The organism is Acidobacteriota bacterium (genome assembly GCA_016196035.1).
In the GTDB taxonomy this organism is placed as follows: Bacteria; Acidobacteriota; Blastocatellia; order RBC074; family RBC074; genus JACPYM01.
Map to the genome: position 1 here is coordinate 10,969 of JACPYM010000051.1, position 19,463 is coordinate 30,431.

20 protein-coding genes are annotated in these 19,463 nt (G+C 58.1%); 8 read left to right on the forward strand and 12 right to left on the reverse strand.

Annotated features, from left to right (window positions below; genetic code table 11):
* Positions 1-325 precede the first annotated feature (325 nt).
* Complete coding sequence (locus HY011_15215) at positions 326-2,788, forward strand: serine/threonine protein kinase (GenBank protein MBI3424280.1); 2,463 nt, start codon at positions 326-328, stop codon at positions 2,786-2,788.
* Between the two features lie 116 nt (positions 2,789-2,904).
* Here HY011_15215 and HY011_15220 read toward each other — a convergent pair whose 3' ends face one another.
* The 8 genes from HY011_15220 to HY011_15255 all read right to left on the reverse strand — a co-directional run bounded on the left by HY011_15220 (position 2,905) and on the right by HY011_15255 (position 9,300).
* Complete coding sequence (locus HY011_15220; GenBank protein MBI3424281.1) at positions 2,905-3,489, reverse strand: hypothetical protein; 585 nt, start codon at positions 3,487-3,489, stop codon at positions 2,905-2,907.
* Between the two features lie 98 nt (positions 3,490-3,587).
* The gene (locus tag HY011_15225; GenBank protein ID MBI3424282.1) at positions 3,588-3,974 is read right to left on the reverse strand and encodes a hypothetical protein; all 387 of its coding nucleotides are present in this window, start codon (positions 3,972-3,974) and stop codon (positions 3,588-3,590) included.
* Between the two features lie 46 nt (positions 3,975-4,020).
* Positions 4,021-5,241 carry an aldose 1-epimerase family protein gene (locus HY011_15230; GenBank protein ID MBI3424283.1) on the reverse strand — a complete coding sequence of 407 codons (1,221 nt, stop codon included), beginning with the start codon at positions 5,239-5,241 and terminating at the stop codon, positions 4,021-4,023.
* A 52-nt stretch (positions 5,242-5,293) separates the two neighbouring features.
* Entirely contained in the window at positions 5,294-5,629 is a 336-nt protein-coding gene (locus HY011_15235; protein ID MBI3424284.1) for a hypothetical protein, read from the reverse strand.
* The gene (locus HY011_15240) at positions 5,583-5,813 is read right to left on the reverse strand and encodes a hypothetical protein (protein MBI3424285.1); all 231 of its coding nucleotides are present in this window, start codon (positions 5,811-5,813) and stop codon (positions 5,583-5,585) included. The genes HY011_15235 and HY011_15240 overlap by 47 nt, the downstream gene beginning before the upstream one ends.
* Before the next feature lie 75 nt (positions 5,814-5,888).
* The gene (locus tag HY011_15245) at positions 5,889-6,896 is read right to left on the reverse strand and encodes an NADP-dependent oxidoreductase (protein MBI3424286.1); all 1,008 of its coding nucleotides are present in this window, start codon (positions 6,894-6,896) and stop codon (positions 5,889-5,891) included.
* A 130-nt stretch (positions 6,897-7,026) separates the two neighbouring features.
* Positions 7,027-8,253, reverse strand: coding sequence for a threonine/serine exporter family protein (locus tag HY011_15250; protein ID MBI3424287.1), 1,227 nt, complete (start codon positions 8,251-8,253; stop codon positions 7,027-7,029).
* Positions 8,254-8,448: 195 nt separating this feature from the next.
* The gene (locus tag HY011_15255) at positions 8,449-9,300 is read right to left on the reverse strand and encodes a ribonuclease HII (GenBank protein ID MBI3424288.1); all 852 of its coding nucleotides are present in this window, start codon (positions 9,298-9,300) and stop codon (positions 8,449-8,451) included.
* 184 nt (positions 9,301-9,484) lie between these two features.
* On the opposite strand from HY011_15255, the gene msrP reads away from it, so the two are divergent.
* From msrP to HY011_15290, 7 genes are all read left to right on the forward strand, one after another.
* The gene (msrP, locus tag HY011_15260; GenBank protein MBI3424289.1) at positions 9,485-10,483 is read left to right on the forward strand and encodes a protein-methionine-sulfoxide reductase catalytic subunit MsrP; all 999 of its coding nucleotides are present in this window, start codon (positions 9,485-9,487) and stop codon (positions 10,481-10,483) included.
* Between the two features lie 113 nt (positions 10,484-10,596).
* On the forward strand, positions 10,597-11,220 hold the full coding sequence (locus HY011_15265; GenBank protein MBI3424290.1) for a sulfoxide reductase heme-binding subunit YedZ: 624 nt from the start codon (positions 10,597-10,599) through the stop codon (positions 11,218-11,220).
* A gap of 317 nt (positions 11,221-11,537) precedes the next feature.
* Positions 11,538-12,266: a hypothetical protein gene (locus HY011_15270; protein MBI3424291.1), complete on the forward strand. Its 729-nt coding sequence runs from the start codon at positions 11,538-11,540 to the stop codon at positions 12,264-12,266.
* A gap of 193 nt (positions 12,267-12,459) precedes the next feature.
* A complete protein-coding gene (locus HY011_15275; protein MBI3424292.1) occupies positions 12,460-14,640 on the forward strand; it encodes a hypothetical protein in 2,181 nt (726 codons plus the stop codon).
* Between the two features lie 158 nt (positions 14,641-14,798).
* Positions 14,799-15,545 (forward strand): DUF433 domain-containing protein, encoded by a 747-nt coding sequence (locus HY011_15280; protein MBI3424293.1) that lies wholly within the window; start codon positions 14,799-14,801, stop codon positions 15,543-15,545.
* Positions 15,478-15,957 carry a hypothetical protein gene (locus HY011_15285; protein MBI3424294.1) on the forward strand — a complete coding sequence of 160 codons (480 nt, stop codon included), beginning with the start codon at positions 15,478-15,480 and terminating at the stop codon, positions 15,955-15,957. Before HY011_15280 ends, HY011_15285 begins: the two co-directional genes overlap by 68 nt.
* A gap of 33 nt (positions 15,958-15,990) precedes the next feature.
* The gene (locus HY011_15290; protein ID MBI3424295.1) at positions 15,991-17,457 is read left to right on the forward strand and encodes an aminopeptidase P family protein; all 1,467 of its coding nucleotides are present in this window, start codon (positions 15,991-15,993) and stop codon (positions 17,455-17,457) included.
* Positions 17,458-17,489: 32 nt separating this feature from the next.
* Here HY011_15290 and HY011_15295 read toward each other — a convergent pair whose 3' ends face one another.
* From HY011_15295 to HY011_15310, 4 genes are read right to left on the reverse strand one after another with little or no spacing between them, the layout of a single operon-like run.
* A complete protein-coding gene (locus tag HY011_15295) occupies positions 17,490-17,762 on the reverse strand; it encodes a BrnA antitoxin family protein (protein ID MBI3424296.1) in 273 nt (90 codons plus the stop codon).
* On the reverse strand, positions 17,710-18,003 hold the full coding sequence (locus HY011_15300) for a BrnT family toxin (GenBank protein MBI3424297.1): 294 nt from the start codon (positions 18,001-18,003) through the stop codon (positions 17,710-17,712). The genes HY011_15295 and HY011_15300 overlap by 53 nt, the downstream gene beginning before the upstream one ends.
* A 28-nt stretch (positions 18,004-18,031) precedes the next feature.
* Entirely contained in the window at positions 18,032-19,282 is a 1,251-nt protein-coding gene (locus HY011_15305; GenBank protein MBI3424298.1) for an ABC transporter permease, read from the reverse strand.
* Positions 19,283-19,287: 5 nt separating this feature from the next.
* Positions 19,288-19,440 carry a hypothetical protein gene (locus HY011_15310; protein MBI3424299.1) on the reverse strand — a complete coding sequence of 51 codons (153 nt, stop codon included), beginning with the start codon at positions 19,438-19,440 and terminating at the stop codon, positions 19,288-19,290.
* Positions 19,441-19,463: the final 23 nt, after the last annotated feature.

A 19,463-nucleotide genomic window follows, 5' to 3' on the forward strand; every position in this document is an offset into this window, starting at 1 on the left:
CCTCTTTCATGGAACGCTGGAACAGCAACCGGCAGCGCGCGCCGCCTTTCTCTCACATGCCTGCGCGGGGGATCAGCGCTTGCTGGAGGCGGTCGAGGCTTTACTGGCAGCACACGATCAATCCTGGAGCCTGCTCGATCAGCGCCACGCTGGGGCCGAGTTCGACAGCACCTCCGCGCCGACTAGGAATTTGCCGCCAGCACCACAGCCCGCCCATAAGCCCGTTTTATATTCATCAGGCGACAGCGTGCGCGAAGGCCGCTTCGTCACGGGCGCAATGCTAGCCGAGCGTTACCGCCTCGTCGGCTTGCTGGGCAAAGGCGGGATGGGCGAGGTCTACAAAGCCGAGGATTTGAAACTCAACCAGACCGTCGCGCTCAAGTTTCTGCCCGAAAGCATTGCGCTCGACGGTGGGATGCTGGCCCGCTTTCACAACGAAGTGCGCATCGCGCGACAGGTCGCCCATCCGAATGTTTGCCGCGTCTACGACATTGGCGAAGTCGAGGGACTGCATTTTCTCTCGATGGAGTTTATTGATGGTGAGGACTTGAGCAGCCTGCTGCGGCGCATCGGACGATTGCCGGGCGATAAGGCAGTGGAGTTGGCGCGGCAGATGTGCGCGGGGCTGGCGGCGGCGCACGAAGCGGGCGTGCTGCATCGTGACTTGAAACCGGCCAACGTGATGATTGACGGGCGCGGCAAAGCGCGCATCACCGACTTTGGCTTGGCGGTGGTGAGTGAAGAGTTGCGCGGCGAAGAAGTCATGGCAGGCACGCCGGCGTACATGGCTCCTGAGCAGTTGACGGGTAAGGAAGCCACTCAGCGCAGCGACATCTATGCCTTGGGTTTGGTGCTCTACGAACTGTTTACCGGCAAGCGAGTCTTCGAAGCAAAAAGTATTCAAGAACTGATCTCTTTGCACGAGAAGTCCACACCGCCGACGCCCTCGAGTCACGTGAAAGACATTGACCCGCTGGCCGAGCGCGTGATTCTGCGCTGTTTGGCAAAAGACCCAAAGGCCAGACCGGCCTCGGCAGTACAAGTGGCGCTGGCGTTGCCGGGCGGTGATCCGCTGGCAGCGGCGTTGGCGATGGGCGAGATGCCTTCGCCGGAGATGGTCGCGGCTTCAGGGCAAAAGACCGGGCTGCGTCCGCCGGTTGCGGTCGTGTGCTTGATTGCCATCATCGTCGGCCTGCTCGCGCTGGTGTATGACCAAAGCCGCAGGAGGATGTTTGACGTAACCCCGTTTGAACATTCGCCTGAAATCCTGTCGCAAAAGGCGCGCGAAATCAGCGCGCAACTCGGTTACCCGGAACGTCCGACCGACAGCGCGCATGGCTTTGAGTATGATGGCGCTTATCTAAACTACGTCCGGCGACAAATTCCCGCCCGCGAATGGTGGCAGCGTTTCAGCCGAAGTCGGCCTGCTCCTATCTTCTTTTGGTATCGGAAAAGTCCTCAACAACTTCTGCCAAAAGATGACCCTGATCCTACGCTATGGGGCCAGCCTCCTGATATGTCGCGGGTGCGGGAAAACGATCCGCCACAGACGCCAGGCATGGTGTGCATCAGGTTGGATATGCAAGGACGGCTGCTGCGCTTTTCCGCCGAACCACCGGCGCTTGATGAAGGGCCAAGCCATTCGTCACAACCTACGCAGGATAATTGGGCTAGACTCTTTTCAGCCGCCGAGATTGATGTCGCACGTCTGACCGCAACTGAACCGAAATGGACGCCACCCTCGGCCTTTGACACGCGCGCGGCGTGGAGCGGGGCATTCCCGGAACAGCCTGATTTGCCGCTGCGCGTGGAAGCCGCCGCCTGGCACGGCAAGCCAGTTTACTTTGAAGTGATTGGTCCGTGGACGACGCCTAATCGAGGAGTGGCGGTTCAACTTCCCAGTAAAATGCTCGTTTGGTTTTTGACCGTTACCTACTGGGCTATCTTGCTGTTTGGCGGGTGGCTGGCGTTGCGTAACCTACGTCAGGGGCGGAGTGACCGTAAGGGTGCATTTAGGTTAATGGCCTATATATTCCTAAGCCATCAAGTCGCCATATACCTTGGTTCACAGATGACAGCAGTGAACGAGCTCATGTGCTTTTATCTCGCATGCTTCACTTGGATTTTATACATGTCGCTTGAACCTTATGTCAGGCGGCGTTGGCCCGACATGCTAATTTCCTGGAACCGGGTCTTGGCGGGGAAGGTGCGCGATCCTTTAGTGGGCAGAGATATGTTGTTCGGCATTTTGGCCATAATCCTGCTCAGTCTTCTCTTTAGATTGATTTTTCTGCTGAGGATACATCTTTTTGATTTAGCACCCTTCCCTGGGGCTGCGGTGACACCACTGAAAATCCTGAGTAGCTTGCGCCTAACCATCAGCAGTCTGGTGATCCTTCCCCACTGGGCAATGTTCATTGCATTGTGGTTCCTCTTCTTCTTTTTTCTGCTGCGTATCCTGGTGCGCCGTGATTGGCTGGCTATAGCGCTCTTCGCACTCATCGCTGGCCTGGCGGGGTATGATGGCAGTTGGGTAGATTTGGCCACTGGGATGTTGCTTTGGTTGATTGGGGCCCTTTTGATGTGGCGTTATGGGTTGGTGGCATTTGCCAGCTTCCTACTCACCAGCTATGCGCTTAACAACTTCCCCTACACACTCGACTTTTCACGATGGTATGCAGCAGCAGGCCTGATTCCATTGATTGCTCTGCTGGCGCTGGCTTCGGTTGCGTTTTACACCTCGCTGGGTGGGCAGAAGGTGTTTCAAGTCAGCCTGCTGGATGAATGAATCTGAACCTGGGTACGCACCGCTGCCAGCGTGCAGGAGTGATTCATAGACACTGTGGCTCCGACTATAGCAATCGCCAAGTCGGCACGCTGGCAGCGCTGCGTACCCAGGTCTGGCTATTTCTTCTTCCGCTTGATATTGACCAGTCGCGCCGGATAGATGCCGAAATTTTCGACCTCGATGGTGTTCCCGCTCTTAGCACGCACGCGGGCGGCGGGGAACAGCGTGCCTTCGACATCGCCGTCTTCCTGCACGAAAAGCTCAATGTACGTGAACGGGTAATCCACCGAACGCGCGCCGCGCCGCAATTCGCCAAAGCCCAGCCAGCGTTCGGCGACGGCGGAAATCTTGCGCCCGTCTTCGGTTTGCGTCACCCAAACAGCGTTGAGGTCACGGCTCAGTCCGCTGCCGATTTGGATGGTGCCGTGCTTTTCTTTCGACACGGCGTCCCAGAATTTGTCCTGCCCGTCGCGTTTCAACAAATCCAGCAGACGGGTGACTTCGGCTTCCGGCGTGATGTTGTTGATCGTCAGTGTGAAGAAATCGGTGACGGCGCCGCGCGGGCCGCCGATGTAGGTGATGTTGCCCCGGTAAACTTCTTTGCCGGCGCGGTTGGTTTGCGCGTTGGCCGGTGGGGTAGCCAGCAACAGCACAAATAGCGACAATACCAGATGCATCAAGGTTGTGATTTTGCTTTGCATAGTTCCTCCGAATCATGAAAACAGGTTGCACGCGAAGATACGGGCAACCTGCGCGGACGGATTTATGGTCAATGCGCCATAGTCGTTTCAACTTCAGGCTAGAGCGCGGAAAAAGCGCTGGCTAAATCCGCGATGCCCGTTTTCAAAGCGCTGATCGCCTCGGCCAGCGTCGCACAAGGCGCGGTGTTGACCAAATGCGCATCGCCAAAATCCGCGCTCGTCCACATGTAAGAATGCTGCCCAACCGTCAGCGTCCCGTGCCATTGCGCTGGTTTAGCCCCTGGCTCTACAAAGATGTCAAAGGTGACGTAAAAACGCCGCTGCTCCCAACTCTCAGCGCCGGTTTGAACAATCAGACACCCCCAGACCGTGAAGCCGTAATGGTCGCCATCCTTTTCGTTGCTATATTCCCATTCAGATAGGTTTGGGAAGGCCGCTTTCACTTGGTTTAAGACAGGCTCAATTTCTGTCTGGGCGAGAAACATCGTTGGCTCCTTTCAGGTCGAATCTTCCCATGCGCGCCGCTGCCTGTTATTCAACCTTGATCGGTTGGGTGACGATTTGCATTTGCCGCCCAGCCTGCAGCGACTGAATGGCTGCCACGTTGTGCGCCACTTCGTCTTTGCCCGCGTGCAACCCGACCTGGATGGCAAACATTCGCGTCTCGTTCGGTTTCAGCTTGGGCACGCGCCCGGCTTTGCGTTCGATACTGCGATTGGCAGGCGAACTCGTGCCCGGTTCCAGCCCGGTGACGTAGCCTTCCTCCAGCGCTGTCGTATTTTTCCAGAGCGTGAAGTAAGGCAGTTGCGAAATGTCATAACGCATCGTCACAGCCCGGTCGCCCGCCGCGTTGTGCAACAGCACGCTCGTCAGGTTGGTGGCATCGGCGAACGGCTCGATCAGATAAACCTGTTCGACGAAGCCTTTGGTTGGCGCGACATATTCGGCAAAGCTGGCGGTGCTTTTGGCCGCGTGCGCGTTGAAGGGCGTAATGCGTTTGACCGCGCCGACAAAGCGCGCGCCTTTTTCCAGCAGCGGCGGGCCGTAGTTGGCGTGATAGATCAATTCGAACTCCTGCTCATACGCACTGTAGTTCGTCAGGCTATCCTGAAGGCGGAAGCTGGTTGCACCGGGCGCAGTCGAAATCTCCGTCCAGATTTCGAGCTTCGGGCCGTAAAACATCCGCTCGTCCACGCGGCCACGGATGTGCAGCGCGTTGGGCGGTTGCGGATCAACGATGATCTCGACTTCCGAAGCAGGCGTATTGCCGAGCTTGCCGTGCAGCGTCAAATCCATCTCGGCTTCGTCGCCGGTGTTGTTGATGAATTTGTCTTTGCCGGGATGGCCCGCCCATTCCAGGCCGCATCGCACCAGCCATTCGTTGAAGCCTTCGAGCCAGCCCAGGCCGCCCCGGCTTTGCAGATTGATCAACGACGGATGCACGACCTCTTTCACGGGCGAATCCCAACCCAATCGCAGGTCGCCCGACTCGACGCGCAAGACGTTCATGCCGCGCGTGGGGATGACGATGAACCGCAGCTTGCCGTTATCAACAGCGATGACTTCGACGCCTTCCTGCTTGCCGCCGTGCAAGGTGTATTTCTGGATTGACCACGGCCCGCTTGAGGGGAACGGCATGTCGCGGTCAGTCACTTGCCAGGTTTCGAGGCGGATGTTGCGCGCGGTGCTGGTGAGCGTTTGGTGGAAGGGGCCGTATTTTTGTGCGTTCACGGTGGTGGCGGTCAAAAGCATGATGCAGACAAGTTTTAACAAGTGGGGCCTCCAGTAGATTGAGAGGGTAGAGTCAGGCTTGGTTGTCGTCGGTTGATGGCGCTGGGGGTAATTGACGGCGTGCGAGTTCGGAGCTTAAGCGGTTTCGCTCGTGTTCTGAGCGTTCAAGCGCCTGTGCGCGGTGCTCAGCCTCGCTCTTCCAATGGTCAGTTTCACGCTTCGCGCGTTCGACTTCAGCCAGCCATTTGTCGCGCTCCGCCCGCCGCCCCAGTTCGATAAGGACAGTGGTCAATTCAGCCATGATTTCTTTATGCCGCTGTTCCTGCTTTTCACTCTGCTTTTCCAGCCGGGCCAGGCGCTCCTCAAAGGTGAAGAGCGGCTTCAGAAGGTCCCAAAAGAATTTCCACATCTGCCCGCCTCCTTTTCAATTCAGCCATCAGCCGGTCATTTTCAGCATCAAGTAAGGCGATGCGTTCCCAACGCTCATCGCTCTCACGTTGGCGCTCTTGCAAAATCGCAGTCATGCGGATCAACTCTTCCTTGAATTTCTCCCACTCGCTTTGCGGGATTTCCAGCGTGATCATTTTTTCCATCGCAAGACCTCCTTATGTCACGCATCGTAGCACAGCCGCCCAGCAAAAGCGGCTGTGCTATGTCACGCCGGTTGTTCACAGCTTGATAATCAGCTTACCTTGGTTCGAACCTTCAAACAGCTTGTTCAACGCCGTCGGCGCGCTCTGCAACCCTTCGACGACTTCGACGCGGTATTTGAGCTTGCCTTGCATGAACCATTCGCCCAAATCCTTCATCGCCTCCTGCGCGCGCGGCATGTAATCGGTCACGATGAAGCCTTGCACCTTGGCGCGTTTGGCGAGGATGTTGACGAGGTTGTAGGGGCCGGGCACGGGCGCGGTCGCGTTGTATTGCGAGATCAAGCCACAAACTGAAATGCGCGCGCCCAGATTGATCTGGCCCAGGATGGCATCGAAGATTTCGCCGCCGACGTTCTCGAAATCAATATCAATCCCGTTCGGACAGGCGCGGCGCAAGGCTGCGGACACTTTCTCCGTCTTGTAATTGATCGCCGCGTCAAAGCCGAGTTCCTCCACGATCCATTTGCATTTGTCGTCGCTGCCCGCGATGCCGACGACGCGGCAGCCTTTGATTTTGCCGATCTGCCCGACCAGCGAACCGACCGCGCCTGCTGCTGCCGACACGACCAGCGTTTCGCCCGGCTGCGGATTGCAAATATCCAGCAAGCCGAAATAGGCCGTCAGCCCGATGTGGCCGAACAGGCCCAGATAGGCCGTCAACGGCAGGCCCGGCCTGTCCGGCAGTTTGCTCACCCCCCGGCCATCGCTGACCACGTATTCCTGCCAGCCGAACATGCCTTGCACGGTTTCGCCAACGTTGAAATTGGGATTCTTCGATTCCTCGATGACGCCGACTCCGCCGCCTTCCATCACCGCGCCCAACGGGATTTCGTCGCGGTACGAACCGCCTTCGCGCACCCAGCCGCGATTGGCCGGATCGAGCGACAGATACAGCGCGCGCACCAGCACCTGGCCGTCTTGCAGCTCAGGTACAGTTTCTTCCGTCCATTGAAAATTGGCCTCGGTCAAATTGCCGACCGGGCGCGAAATCAGCCGCCATTGGTGATTGATTCGTTGAGACATTGCTGTTCCTCAAAACTGTACAGCAAGCTGCCAGCTTGCTGCGGTCTTTACTTACGCGCGCACTGGCCGCCAGTCGTTCGACCAGCCGCCCGGCAGCAGGCTGGCAGCCTGCTGTACCTTGCGCAGCACGCTAAATCTCACGCCGTAATGGCGCGAGGATGTTGGCGATCAGCACGCCGGCGACGAGCGCGGCGGCGGTTAGGATCATTTTGAAGGTCGTGTCTACGCCGGAAATGACTTGTTTGTCCAACAGCGCCGCCAGCCCGCGAAAGCCCACACTGCCGGGCACCAACAGCAGGATGCCCGGCACTTGCGTGATCGTGGCGGGCCGATCCAGCCAGCGCGCATAAAGGCGGCTGGCGACGCTGACGAGCAACGCGCCGACAAAGACACCCAGATCGCCGCCGAACCATTGCGCGCCTGCGCGTGCGCCGGTAAAGGCAATGGCTCCGGCAAGCACGATCCAAATGGCATCGCGCGGTTTCGCGCGCAAGAGCACCGTGAGCGCCAGCGACATCGCCACCAACGCGGCCCATATCGTCCATTCGGGCAAGGCGACGGCGCGGGCGATGCGTGCCGCGCCCAGCAATTTATCGGTGATCGTATTGCCAATGGCGACGCCAAAACCCATGCCCAGAAAGACGACAAAGGCCGCGCTCAAACGCGCCGTGCCCGACGCCAGATGTTGCGTTGACAGTTCGATCATCGCAACGGTCAACGTCAGTCCCGGCATCAACACGATCAGTCCGGCCAGCGTGGCGTTCGACACGGCATACGCGCCAAACACCAGGCTGAAAACTACCGCCAGCACTGTCACAGTGAACGCCGCCAGCGGTTCGAAGACGCGGCTTAACCCTTGCCAGCGGCCCGCCAGCAATTGCAACAGCCCGATCATCAGCCCCAACGTAGCCGAAAGCGCAATCTCTTGGCTGCCGCCGCCCAAAAAACGCGAAGCCGCCGCCGAGGCTAAGCCAAAGGCCAGTGTCCGCAACACGCTGCCATAGGGCGGCCTGGCGGCGATGATTTCATCGATCTGCGCCGAGCCTTCAAGCGGGGCCAAGCCTGCGCGCAGCACGCGCACAGCCACGGCGTCCAGATCGGCCAGCTTGCCCAAATTCACTTCGCCCGGCGTGACGCGCATCAGAAAGGTGTGTTGTTCATCCTGTTTGCCAAACGCCGCAAAGATCGAAGTCGGCGTCGAAAAGAATTGCCCTTCCAAGCCAAGCTTCCGCGCGGCGCTTTCCAACACGTCTTCCAAACGGTGGGCGGGCACGCCGTAGCTGTGGAGGGCGCGCGCCAGCCGCAAGACGAAGCTGACTTCATCGTGCAATTCGAGTCTTGCGGTGAGTTGGTTCATAGCGGACTGTTTCACTTTGCTTCCGGGACTGAAACGCGCACGGACAACTTGCTTCCGGGACTGAAACGCGCACGGACAACTGTGCACCGTGGGCGCGAGCGTTCAGAGTTCAAGCTTTAGCTTGTTTTCGCGCGTTACGCACGCCGGACAAGCTAAAGCTTGAACTCTGAACGCCTGTTTGCCAGTGCGCCCGGTTCAATCATTTGATCCGAACTCGAATAAAGAAACCTGCTGCGGCTCCAAGCTCAACGCCTCACGCACCGGGCGGAAGCTGCGCCGATGAATCGGCAGCGCGCCGCGTTCGCGCAAGGCCTTGAAATGCTCCGGTGTCGGATAGCCTTTGTGCGTGGCAAACCCATAGCCGGGGTACTGCCGTTCGTATTCATGCAACAACGCATCGCGCGCCGTTTTCGCCAGAATCGAAGCCGCTGCGATGCTGGCCGAGAGGCTGTCGCCTTTGATGATGCCGCGCTGCCGCATCGAGATGGCGGGGATCGTGCGGGCGTCCACCAGCACATAATCCGGTTGCAGCGCCAGCCCTTCGACCGCACGCCGCATCGCGAGCAGGCTGGCGTGATAAATGTTCAACCGATCAATCTCGGCGACTTCGGCGCTGCCCAGCGCCCAGGCGACGGCATCGGTTTTGATTTGCGCAGCCAGTTGTTCGCGCGTGGTTTCGTCCAGCTTCTTTGAATCGTTCAGTGCGCGCAGCTTGTAATCGCGCGGCAGAATCACTGCGCCCGCCACCACAGGGCCAGCCAATGGCCCGACGCCAGCCTCATCCACGCCGGCAATTTGCGCGAAACCTTGCGCCCACAACTCGCTTTCGTATTTCAGCAAGCGGCGCAACCGTTGTCCTTCGACGCGATTGGCGGATTGCTGAGCGCTGGCTTGCGCGCGCAAGCGTTGCGCCAGGGCGCGCGCGCCGTTGCGCGTGTCTTGTTCCAATGCTTCGAGCAAGCCGCTGGGCGCGGCAGCGGCGCGTACCCGTGCTTGTAACACGGCCAGCGGCAGGGCCAGCCATTCGTCCAATGAATTCATCAACAAACCCAATGCGGAAAATCTATTTGGCTTTTGTAGCCGTAAACTGAAGCTGAGGGATTATAGTCTGCGGGCTGAGTTTGAACGAACATCCATTGGGAATAAAATCGCGGCAATGAACGATTCAACCAGAGATTTGAGCGGATGCAAATGGATTGACCGCAGTGCGCTTTGGCGCGGAGTTATCTGAATGCTAATTAAGAAACCTGACGACATCAAAAGCAGCGAGATTACCGGCGAGAGCCTCTATCTGAACCGTCGCAAATTTTTGCAGGCGGCAGGCCTTGCCGGTTCGGTCGCAGCGACAGGGTTGCTCTATCGGGCGCTCAATCCGTCGGGGCAGACCGGGGCGGTCGCGCCTGCTGAGGGCGTGGCCAATCAAACTGCTGGTTCGACTGCTAACACCCCGCTTGCCGGTTACAAAACGCCCGAAGGCGAAGCCGCCAATAAATTCGAAGACATCACGACCTACAACAACTTCTACGAATTCGACACCAGCAAAGGCGGCGTCGCGCCGCGCGCCAAAAACTTCGTCACGCGCCCGTGGACGGTGACGGTGGATGGCCTGGTCAATAAGCCGAAGACCTTTGATCTGGACGAGCTCGCCAAACTCGCGTCGGCGGAAGACCGTGTCTACCGCCATCGTTGCGTCGAAGCCTGGTCAATGGTCATCCCTTGGCTCGGCTTCCCGCTCGCCAAATTGCTCGAAGCCGTCGAGCCGCAAGGTAATGCCAAGTACGTCAAGTTCATCACGCTTTACGATCCCAAACGCATGCCGGGCCAGCGCGACGACGTGTTGCAATGGCCGTATCAGGAAGGCTTGCGGCTGGACGAGGCCATGCATCCGCTGACGTTGCTGGCGACGGGCCTGTATGGCAAAGCGCTGCCGCCGCAAAACGGCGCGCCGCTGCGCCTGGTCGTGCCGTGGAAGTACGGTTTCAAGGGCATCAAATCCATCGTGCAAATCATCCTGATGGCCGACCAGCCGCGCACCGCCTGGAACATCGCTGCGCCGGATGAATACGGCTTCTATTCCAACGTCAATCCACAGGTGGATCATCCACGCTGGAGTCAGGCCACCGAACGCCGCATCGGCGAATGGAATCGCCGCCAGACGACGCTGTTTAACGGCTACGGCGAACAGGTCGCGCAGATGTATGCGGGGCTGGATTTGCAGAAGAATTTTTAGATTATTGAGTGTACGGTTTGCTGAAGCCGTTGGGCGCGGCTGGTAGGACAGGTTACCAACCTGTCCTACCAGCCGCAGCCATACACGCAACTGAAAACCGCTCTAAGGCTATTATGACCAAGCAGGACTCGCAATTCATCAAGCAGGCCATCTTTATCAACAGTGCCGTGCCGCTCGCGTTGCTGCTGTGGGATTGGTGGCACGCGCAATTGGGCGCGAATCCGCTGGAATACATCACGCACACGACGGGCACGCTGACGCTGACCTTTCTGTGCCTGTCGCTGGCGGTCACGCCGTTGCGCAAGGCGTTGGGCTTGCCGTGGCTGGGGCTGTTGCGGCGCACGCTGGGCTTGTATGCGTTTTTCTACGGCTCGCTGCATTTGCTGGCGTATACCTGGTTCGACAAGTTCTTTGCCTTCGCTGTGATTTTGAAAGACGTGGTGCAGCGCCCCTTCATCGCCATTGGCATGCTGGGCTGGCTGGTGATGCTGCCGCTGGCGGTGACTTCGACAAATGCGATGCTCAAACGCTTGGGCGGCAAGCGTTGGAACCGGTTGCACAAACTGGCCTACGTCGCGGCGGCGGCGGGCGTGTTGCATTACTATCTGCTGGTCAAGGCCGACATCACCAAGCCGCTGGCGTTTGGCGCGGTGCTGGCGGTGCTGTTGGGCTATCGCGTGTTGAATAAATACTTGCCTGCTTGGACACAGCGTCAGCCTGCGCGTGTTGCGCGTTAGCTTGGCTAAGCACGCATCCGGTTGTTCGACAAGCTGCCAGCTTGTCGGGGTCTCGGCTGGCGAACAATGGGTTTTACTATCAAGCGTCCGACAAGCTGGCAGCTTGTCGGACCACTTGGCGCATTCGCCAGTAAGGTCATCCTTCAGTGCGTACCCAGGAAAACATTGCCGCGTCACCTCAAATCCGCTTAATATTCCGCCTGCATTTCTGAATTTCTGAACTTCCTCAAACGCCTTTCGTAAGTTCGCTACGGAAGACGCCCGCAGTCAAAGCGGCCCCGGTTCACACCCGCAGAGCCGCGCGGAGCGTTTCGACGATGGAAGCATTTCTAATCATCTCAATTTTCTTACTCGTGCTGCTGACCGCAGCCTACTCTCTGCGCAACCGCAAGCAAGCCAAACTGGCCAAACTTTCTAGCGCGCCAACCGCAGTTTTTGTCGCACTACCTGCCGACTGGCCTGGCCCGCGCGGATTGTTCGATAACCCCGAACAACATGCTGCGTTGGCGCTGGCCGAAGCCGAACGCACTGCCGCCGAAGCGCGTGCCGCTTTATTGAAGTGTGCCGCAACAGGCGACTTGAGCGTGCTGGCCGAAGCTTGCGCACAAGGTGGCGATGAACTGTACCAACAGGCATTGGGCGAATTGGTGCGCTGCGTGAGGCGCGATGACGAAGCCTTGCAAAGGCTGGTCAACCACATCACGCAAGACGACCATTGGCGCGCGAATGCGGCGTTGGCCGCAGCGGTGCTGGCGCGTTGGCAAAGTGCGCCGGAGCGGTTCGCGTTGGGCGAACTGCTGCATATTGCGGCGCTCAGCGACGATGCGGCGGTATTTCAGCAAACGGCGGAAGCGGCGTTGGCGGCTTGGCGTGCAGGTTGTCTCGGTTGGGCGTCAGCGCACAACCTGCACGCGCTGATCGAGAGCGAGTACTGGATTTTGGCCCCGGCTGCGCGGCAGTCGGGTGAAGGCTTTGTTTTGAAGCGGATGCTGGTGACTGTGCGCCGTGAGCTAGCGGCGGCAACGCCACCAGCATCGTCCTCGTAGCGTGTTTACGTGATTCGAGCAATCAAACGGAAAGCCATTTGCCACAGAGGCACAGAGACACAGAGAAAAACAGGAGCTTTCAACAACTCTTTTCCCCCTCTGTGACTCTGTGACTCTGTGGCCGATTTTTCCTTTTGGCTCGCTTCAGTAACGCTGTTCTGACTCAGTCTCGTCGCTAGCAGCAAAGGAAACTATGCAAGGTTTTACTCCATTCGTGTTATTCGCGGCGCTCGTCGTGTGCGTTGGCGTGCTCATGATCTTGCGCAAGATTTTGGTCAACGTCAGCGCGACCGAGATCGCCATCAAGGAGCGGCGCTATTTCGGGGCCAAGATGCCGCCAGGCCGCGTCGTCGCCACCGAAGGCGAAGTCGGCATTCAGGCCGATGTGTTGAAACCCGGCTTGCACATCGTCAAATGGCCGTTTGAGCGCGTCTTCAAAAAAGTCCCGTTGATCGAAATCGGCGCGGATGAACTCGGCGTGATCGAAGCCGTGGATGGCGAGCCGTTGCCGCCGGGCCGCATCTTCGCGCCCGACCGCGCGCAAAACGCGCACAACAACTTTCAAGACCCCATCGCCTTCATCAAACAGGGCGGCGTCAAGGGCATTCAGATGCGCACGTTGCCGCCGGGTTTGTGGCCGATTCATCCCTATCTGTTTCGCGTCTCGATTGCCAAAGCCACCATCGTGCCGCAGGGCAAGGTCGGCATCGTCACCGCCGCCGACGGCGCGCCGCTGGATGCGGGCCGCTTGCTGGCGATGGCGGTGCCGGGGCATCGCAACTTTCAGGACGCCGAACAATTCATCCACGCCGCCGGACAAAAAGGGCCGCAGGTCGAAATCCTGACGCCCGGCACCTATCGCATCCTGACCAACTCGGTCTCGCTCGAAGAGCAGAATGAGATCAAGGCCGGTCTCTTCTGGGTGCAGCTTTTCGACGCGACGCTGGTCAATGAAAACCAGGTCGGCCTGGTCGAAGCGCTGGACGGCGCGCAACTCGATCCGCGCGATTACGTCGCCACCCAGGTCGAAGGCCACAGCAATTTCCAAACCGGCGACGCCTTTATCAAACGCGGCGGCCAGCGCGGCCCGCAGAAGGATTTGCTGTTGCCCGGCACCTATTACATCAACCCGCTGCTCTTCAAAGTCATCCCCGAAAAGGCCGGCGAAGTGCGCCCCGGTGAAGTCGCCGTGATCGTCTCCAACGTTGGCAAAGACCCGACCGAAGAGATTCGCAAAGCGATGGCAGCCAAGGTGCGCGAGAAACTCGAACGCGAAGAGAAAGAGCAACTCGCGCTGGCTGCCGCGCATTTGGACAAGCTGGATGGCAAAACGGGCGACGATCTGCAAGCGCTGGAGCAGGAGTTGAAAATCAGCGACCCCGCCGATGGCCGCCTCGATCAAGGCGCGCACGAAGCTTACGTCGTGCCCGAAGGCTTTCGCGGCATTCAGGAAACGGTCGTCGGGCCGGGCCGCTATTACGTCAACACGCTGGCCGTCACACCGGTCATCATCCCGACGACCAACCAGACGGTCGAATGGACGGCGGAAGATTTGAAAGCTTCCTTCGATCCCTTCGAAGTGATCTCGAAAGACGGCTTCACGATGCAACTCGAAGTGCGCGTCGTCTTCCGCGTCAAACCCGAAGACGCGCCCTTTATGGTCGCCAAGATCGGCGGGCTGGAACGCTTGATTCAAAACGTGATGCATCCGCTGATTGATTCGATCTTCCGCAACCAGGCCAGCGAATCGCCGGCGATGGCCTACCTGCAAAACCGCCACGAAGAGCAGGAGCGCGCCGAAGCCCGCGTGCGCGGCCACTTGCTCAAGTACCACGCGGACGTCGTCAACGTGCTGATCTGCCACATCCGCCTGCCCGAAGAACTGATGAAGACGCAGACCGAAAAGATTCTGGCCGAACAGCGCCAGACGATGTTCCGTGCGCAACAGGAAGCCGAGGTCAATCGCATTGAACTAGAAAAGACCAAATCCCGCGCCGACAACCAGAAGTCGTTGATGGAGGCCACCGTCGGCGTCGAAATCGCCAGCCGCCGCGCCGAACAGCGCAAGGCGGAAGGCGAAGGCGAGGCGCACTACATTTCGCAAACCGGCAAGGCCGAAGCCGAAAAGATGCGCCTGATGGGCGAAGCGCAAGGCGTGGCCTACCGTGAACAGGTCAACGCGCTCGGCGCGCAAGGCGTCGCGCTGGTCGAGACGCTCAAAGTCATCGGCGAGAAAGGCGTGCGCATCACTCCTGATGTGCTGGCGTCGGGCGGGAATGGCGATGGCGCGGGCGGGTTGGGGACGTTGTTGTTGCTGAATCTGTTTCGCGGGCAGATGAAGGGGAACGACGCGGGCAATAACGGCGCGAAGTAGCGGCAGCCGGATTTGATGGTGCGGGCAGCCGGGTTGTCCTGGCTGCCCGCGCTTCTCATCGGTAAGGCGAAATTCGATTGTTGTTAATGAACAGGTTTGGCTATACTCCCGTTTCCCCTCCAAGCAAAACGTAACGGCAGTCAGCAGCAACCCTACAAATGAGCAAAGCGCGCAAACAACTGATTGAAGGCAGTAATCTCTACGGCATTGAGCCGCGGGAGGTGCCCCTCTATAGCCTCTTGCAAGCTTCGCGCTACCTGAAAATTCCGTTTGGGACATTGCGTTCATGGGTAAGAGGCCGTGACTATCCAAGCGGAAATGAGCAAGGCAAGAAGTTCTCAGGCCCAGTTATTTTATTGTCTGACCCTGACGTTGCGCGCTTGTCTTTCATGAACCTCGTCGAAGCTTACGTGTTGAATGGAATCCGGCGGGTCGAAAACGTCCCTTTTTACAAGGTCCGAAACGCGATCAAGTACCTTGAAGACAAATCTCCTTCGAAACATCCGCTGGCCGACAAGCTGTTTCTGACCAATGGCGTGGATTTATTCATTGAGGATTTGGGGCAACTGGTCAATGTCTCGCGTGGCGGACAACTTGCCATCAGAAACGTCGTCGAAGAATATCTGCGCCGCATTGACCGTGACCCGACGAAACTTTTGCCGGTGCGCCTCTACCCATTTCTGCGCTCGCCTCATCAAGCCGAAGAACCGAAACGAGTAATGATTGATCCATTGGTTTCATTTGGCCGTCCCGTGCTTGCGAAGACCGGGGTGCCGACTGCGATCGTGGCCGAACGTTTTTACGCCGGGGATTCGACGGACGAATTAGGTAGGGACTATGGCGTCGAAAGAGAAGAGATCGAAGAAGCGGTCAGGTACGAAGCTCCCGCTAGAAAAGCAGCTTGAAAATGTTGTTTTCTTCGTTGACCGCTGCCTCGGCAAAAATACTGTTCCAGAAACCCTTCGCCAAGCTGGCCTGAGAGTCGAGGTACACTCCGACCATTTTCAAGACGATGCGCCGGATACGCACTGGCTAATTGAATGTGGGAAACGCGATTGGGTGGTGCTGACCAAAGATAGAGAAATTCGTCGGAATGATTTGGAACGCATTGCCTTGATGAATTCTGGAGTTGCATCTTTCATTCTTATTTCCGCGAATAGCTCTGGGTTGGACAACGCCAATGCCCTGAGCAAATCCCTCCCAAAAATTGCCCGTTTTCTTCAAACCAGACCAAAGCCTTTTATCGCGCGTATCAACAAAAACGGTGAAGTTGAACTCTGGATTGATCACAAAGGCAAAGATCACTTGAAGCACTGACCTTGAACCCGCTCAACAGAAAAGGAGTTCGTTATGCTCAAACCAACCCGCTCTGTATTCATTGCGTTTTTGCTCCTGACCACTGTCGTCCCCGCGCAGGAAGGCTTTTCGCCCTTCACCACCGATTTCCCGCCCGAAGAATTCGCCGCCCGCCGCACCGAAGTTTACAAGGCCATCGGCGAGAACGGCCTTGCCCTAGTGCAAGGCGCGCCGAGTCCCGCTGGCTACACGCGCTTCCGCCAGTCGAACGAGTTTTACTACCTCTGCGGCATCGAAGTCCCGCACGCCTATTTGCTGTTGGATGGCGCGACGCGGCGGGCCTCGCTCTACTTGCCGCATCGCAACGAAGGGCGCGAACGCGGCGAGGGGAAAATGTTGTCGGCGGAAGACGCAGCGGAGGTCGTCAAGCTGAGCGGCGTTGAGACGGTGTATGGCAGCGACTTGTTGAATGAGCATCTGGCGCGGGCGACGCGCACCAGCGGGCGCGCGCTGTTTACGCCCTTCAGCCCGGCGGAAGGCTTTGCGATGAGCCGCGATCTGGCGGTGCGCGTGATTGGCGATTACGCGGCTGATCCCTTTGACGGGCGGCCTTCGCGCGAAGGCGCACTGATTCAAACGTTGCGCGGGCGCTTCCCGCAATTCGAGATCAAAGACCTGACGCCGGCGCTCGACCGCTTGCGGCTGATCAAGAGTCCGCGCGAGTTGGCGTTGATCAAAAAGGCTACGCGGCTCGGCGGTTTGGCGTTGATGGAGGCGATGCGTTCGACCGAGCCGGGCATTTATGAACACGAATTGGATGGGATGGCGAAGTACGTTTATTACCGCAACGGCGCGCAGGGCGAGGCCTATTACTCGCTGATCGCCAGCGGGCGCAACGCCTGGTATCCGCACTACAACGCGGGCAAGCGGCAGATGCGCGACGGCGATTTTCTGCTGATGGATTTCGCGCCGGACGTGGGCTACTACATGAGCGATGTGACGCGGATGATGCCGGTCAACGGCGTGTTCAACGCCTGGCAGCGCGAGCTATACGGCTTTTATCTCGGCTGCTATCAGGCAGTGCTGAAGGCGATCAACCCCAACGTCACCGCGCAAGTGGTTATTCAGGAAGCCGTCAAAGAGATGGAGCAGTTGCTGGCTTCGTCCAAATTTTCCAAGCCTGCATATGAGAATGCGGCGAAGGCCTTTGTCGCGCGCTATCAAGCCTCGGCGAAAAATCCAAATGCTTCGCTGGGTCATTGGGTCGGTATGGCAACGCACGACGACGGCCCGCACGAAGGGCCGTTGCGCGCCGGGATGGTCTTCACGATTGAACCCGCGCTGACCGTGCCCGAAGAGCAGATTTATATCCGCCTGGAAGACCTGATCATCATCACCGCGACCGGCAAAGAGATCGTTTCCGATTTCGTGCCGATGGAGATAGATGCAATTGAAAAGCTGATGAAAGAGGAAGGGATGTTGCAGCGGTATCCAAAAGATGGCGGGTTGCCGAAACCGTAAATGTTAATCGTCGGGACTGAAAACGCACAGGGTTAATTGGTCACTCGGTGTGCATCGGCATAAATGCGAAGCGCGGCTTCGATGAGTTGCTGAAATTCTTCGCCTTGCGCGCGATACCATTCAAGTACAGTGGCGTCTACTTTAAGGGTCACTTCCTCTTTTTTGCGCGGTAGCCGCCAAGTTGCCTGCGCAAAGAATTGATCGGTCAGCGGCGGAATGTCGGACGTATCAATCTCCTCATCCGTCAACGCATCAATACGTGCCCAATCCGTTTCTGAGGGCGTCTTCAAATTGTTGGCGTTCATGTTTTTGAGCCTTTCGCAACGAGATAATGCGTAGCATGTCGAACCCGCGCTCGACATACACAACTACGACCACACGCGCTTGTAAAAAACCGATTCCGATCCAACGGTCTTCGCCATAATCTTCCCTTGTCTCTGGCACAGTCAACACAGGGCCTTCAAAGATTTGCCAAGCATCGGCAAAATCAAAACCGTGCTTGCGGATGTTAATGCGGTTTTTGGCTTCGTCCCAATCAAACCTCACGGATCATTCCTTCTTTGATTGCAATGCCTCACTCATACCGTAATGCCTCAATCGGATCCATCCGCGCCGCCTTCCACGCCGGCCACAAACCGAAAATCAGCCCGATGCCTACGCTCGACACAAAGCCTGCGATGGGCGCCCAGAGCGGCACATACGACGGCACGATCAGTTTGATCAGCAGCGTGATCAGCCAGCCAAAAAACAAACCGATCAGGCCACCCAGGCCGGTCAGCGTCATGGCTTCGATCAGGAATTGCCAGAGGATGTCGCGGCGTTTGCCGCCGATGGCTTTGCGGATGCCGATCTCTTTGGTGCGTTCGGTGACGCTGACCAGCATGATGTTCATTACGCCGATGCCGCCGACCATCAGACCGACCGAAGAGATCGCGATCATCGCCAGCGCGACGCCGAAAGTGATCGAACGGAAGGTGTCAATGATCGAATCCGCTGTCTGAATGCCGAAGTTGTTCGGCTGGCCGAAAGATACTTGGCGGCGAATGCGCAGCAAATCGGCGACTTGGTCCTGCGCGGTTTTGAGCATGCCGGGTTTGGCGACGGCGAGGATGAAGACATCGTCGGCGCGCGGTTTCAGACGCAGCGCCAAACTGTAAGGCATGAAAATGATGTTGTTCTGATCGTTGTTGCCCTGGCCGCCGCCGAAAAGTTGTTCGCGTTTTTCCAGCACGCCGATGACGCGGAATTCGCGCCCGCCGATGGTGATGGTTTTGTCGAGCGGCGAACCGAAGGGGAAGAACTGATCGGCGACCGAAGCACCAATGACGCAGACTTCATCGGTGTTGTCGTTCTCGCCTTGGGTGAAAAAACGTCCGGCGGAGATTACCCAAATTCCGGCTTTTTCGTAATCGGGCAAGGTGCCTTGCAACAACACGGCGGCGGATTGCGTGCCGCCGCCTTTGACCTCGATCTTGCGCCCGAAATAGTCGTTGGTGATGTTGAGCAGTGGCACCGAGATGCTGACCGAAGGCAATTGCGCCAGCGCCACCGCGTCGTCATAGGTCAGCGGCTTGCGCATACGTTCTTCGCGGGTGGGCGGGCCGAAACGTATGCCCCGGTCGAATTTGTTGATGAACAGAGAGTTGGTGCCGAACGATTCGATCTGTTGGGTGACGGCGTAATCAATGCCACTGATGATCGAAGCAATCGCCATCACCGTCATCACGCCAATCACGACGCCAATCACGGTCAGGAACGAGCGCAGCTTATTCGCGCGCAACGTGTCAATCGCCATCCAGAAATTTTCGGTTATGTCAGTTCTCATAGTAGTCAGTAGTCAGTAGTCAGTAAAAATCCATCGTGATGTCCAGCACGGGCGACGCTGCCGTAATCGCCGGCAATTGAGCAATGGCGGCGGCGTCTGATGAACGAGGCGATCACCATCACGACCCAGACGCCGATCACCACGCCGATCACTGTCAAGGCTGATCTGGGTGTCCCCCCGC

What these genes read in the sequence shown, in the direction of transcription:
- HY011_15270 (MBI3424291.1), top strand. Translation starts at nt 11,538, where the DNA reads ATGGAAGCATTTCTAATCATCTCAATTTTCTTACTCGTGCTGCTGACC.
- HY011_15230 (MBI3424283.1), bottom strand. Translation starts at nt 5,241, where the DNA reads ATGCTTTTGACCGCCACCACCGTGAACGCACAAAAATACGGCCCCTTC.
- HY011_15250 (MBI3424287.1), bottom strand. Translation starts at nt 8,253, where the DNA reads ATGAACCAACTCACCGCAAGACTCGAATTGCACGATGAAGTCAGCTTC.
- HY011_15305 (MBI3424298.1), bottom strand. Translation starts at nt 19,282, where the DNA reads ATGAGAACTGACATAACCGAAAATTTCTGGATGGCGATTGACACGTTG.
- HY011_15215 (MBI3424280.1), top strand. Translation starts at nt 326, where the DNA reads ATGGGCGAGGTCTACAAAGCCGAGGATTTGAAACTCAACCAGACCGTC.
- HY011_15265 (MBI3424290.1), top strand. Translation starts at nt 10,597, where the DNA reads ATGACCAAGCAGGACTCGCAATTCATCAAGCAGGCCATCTTTATCAAC.
- HY011_15285 (MBI3424294.1), top strand. Translation starts at nt 15,478, where the DNA reads ATGGCGTCGAAAGAGAAGAGATCGAAGAAGCGGTCAGGTACGAAGCTC.
- HY011_15225 (MBI3424282.1), bottom strand. Translation starts at nt 3,974, where the DNA reads ATGTTTCTCGCCCAGACAGAAATTGAGCCTGTCTTAAACCAAGTGAAA.
- HY011_15220 (MBI3424281.1), bottom strand. Translation starts at nt 3,489, where the DNA reads ATGCAAAGCAAAATCACAACCTTGATGCATCTGGTATTGTCGCTATTT.
- HY011_15290 (MBI3424295.1), top strand. Translation starts at nt 15,991, where the DNA reads ATGCTCAAACCAACCCGCTCTGTATTCATTGCGTTTTTGCTCCTGACC.
- HY011_15245 (MBI3424286.1), bottom strand. Translation starts at nt 6,896, where the DNA reads ATGTCTCAACGAATCAATCACCAATGGCGGCTGATTTCGCGCCCGGTC.
- HY011_15240 (MBI3424285.1), bottom strand. Translation starts at nt 5,813, where the DNA reads ATGGAAAAAATGATCACGCTGGAAATCCCGCAAAGCGAGTGGGAGAAA.
- HY011_15280 (MBI3424293.1), top strand. Translation starts at nt 14,799, where the DNA reads ATGAGCAAAGCGCGCAAACAACTGATTGAAGGCAGTAATCTCTACGGC.
- msrP (MBI3424289.1), top strand. Translation starts at nt 9,485, where the DNA reads ATGCTAATTAAGAAACCTGACGACATCAAAAGCAGCGAGATTACCGGC.
- HY011_15295 (MBI3424296.1), bottom strand. Translation starts at nt 17,762, where the DNA reads ATGAACGCCAACAATTTGAAGACGCCCTCAGAAACGGATTGGGCACGT.
- HY011_15275 (MBI3424292.1), top strand. Translation starts at nt 12,460, where the DNA reads ATGCAAGGTTTTACTCCATTCGTGTTATTCGCGGCGCTCGTCGTGTGC.
- HY011_15235 (MBI3424284.1), bottom strand. Translation starts at nt 5,629, where the DNA reads ATGTGGAAATTCTTTTGGGACCTTCTGAAGCCGCTCTTCACCTTTGAG.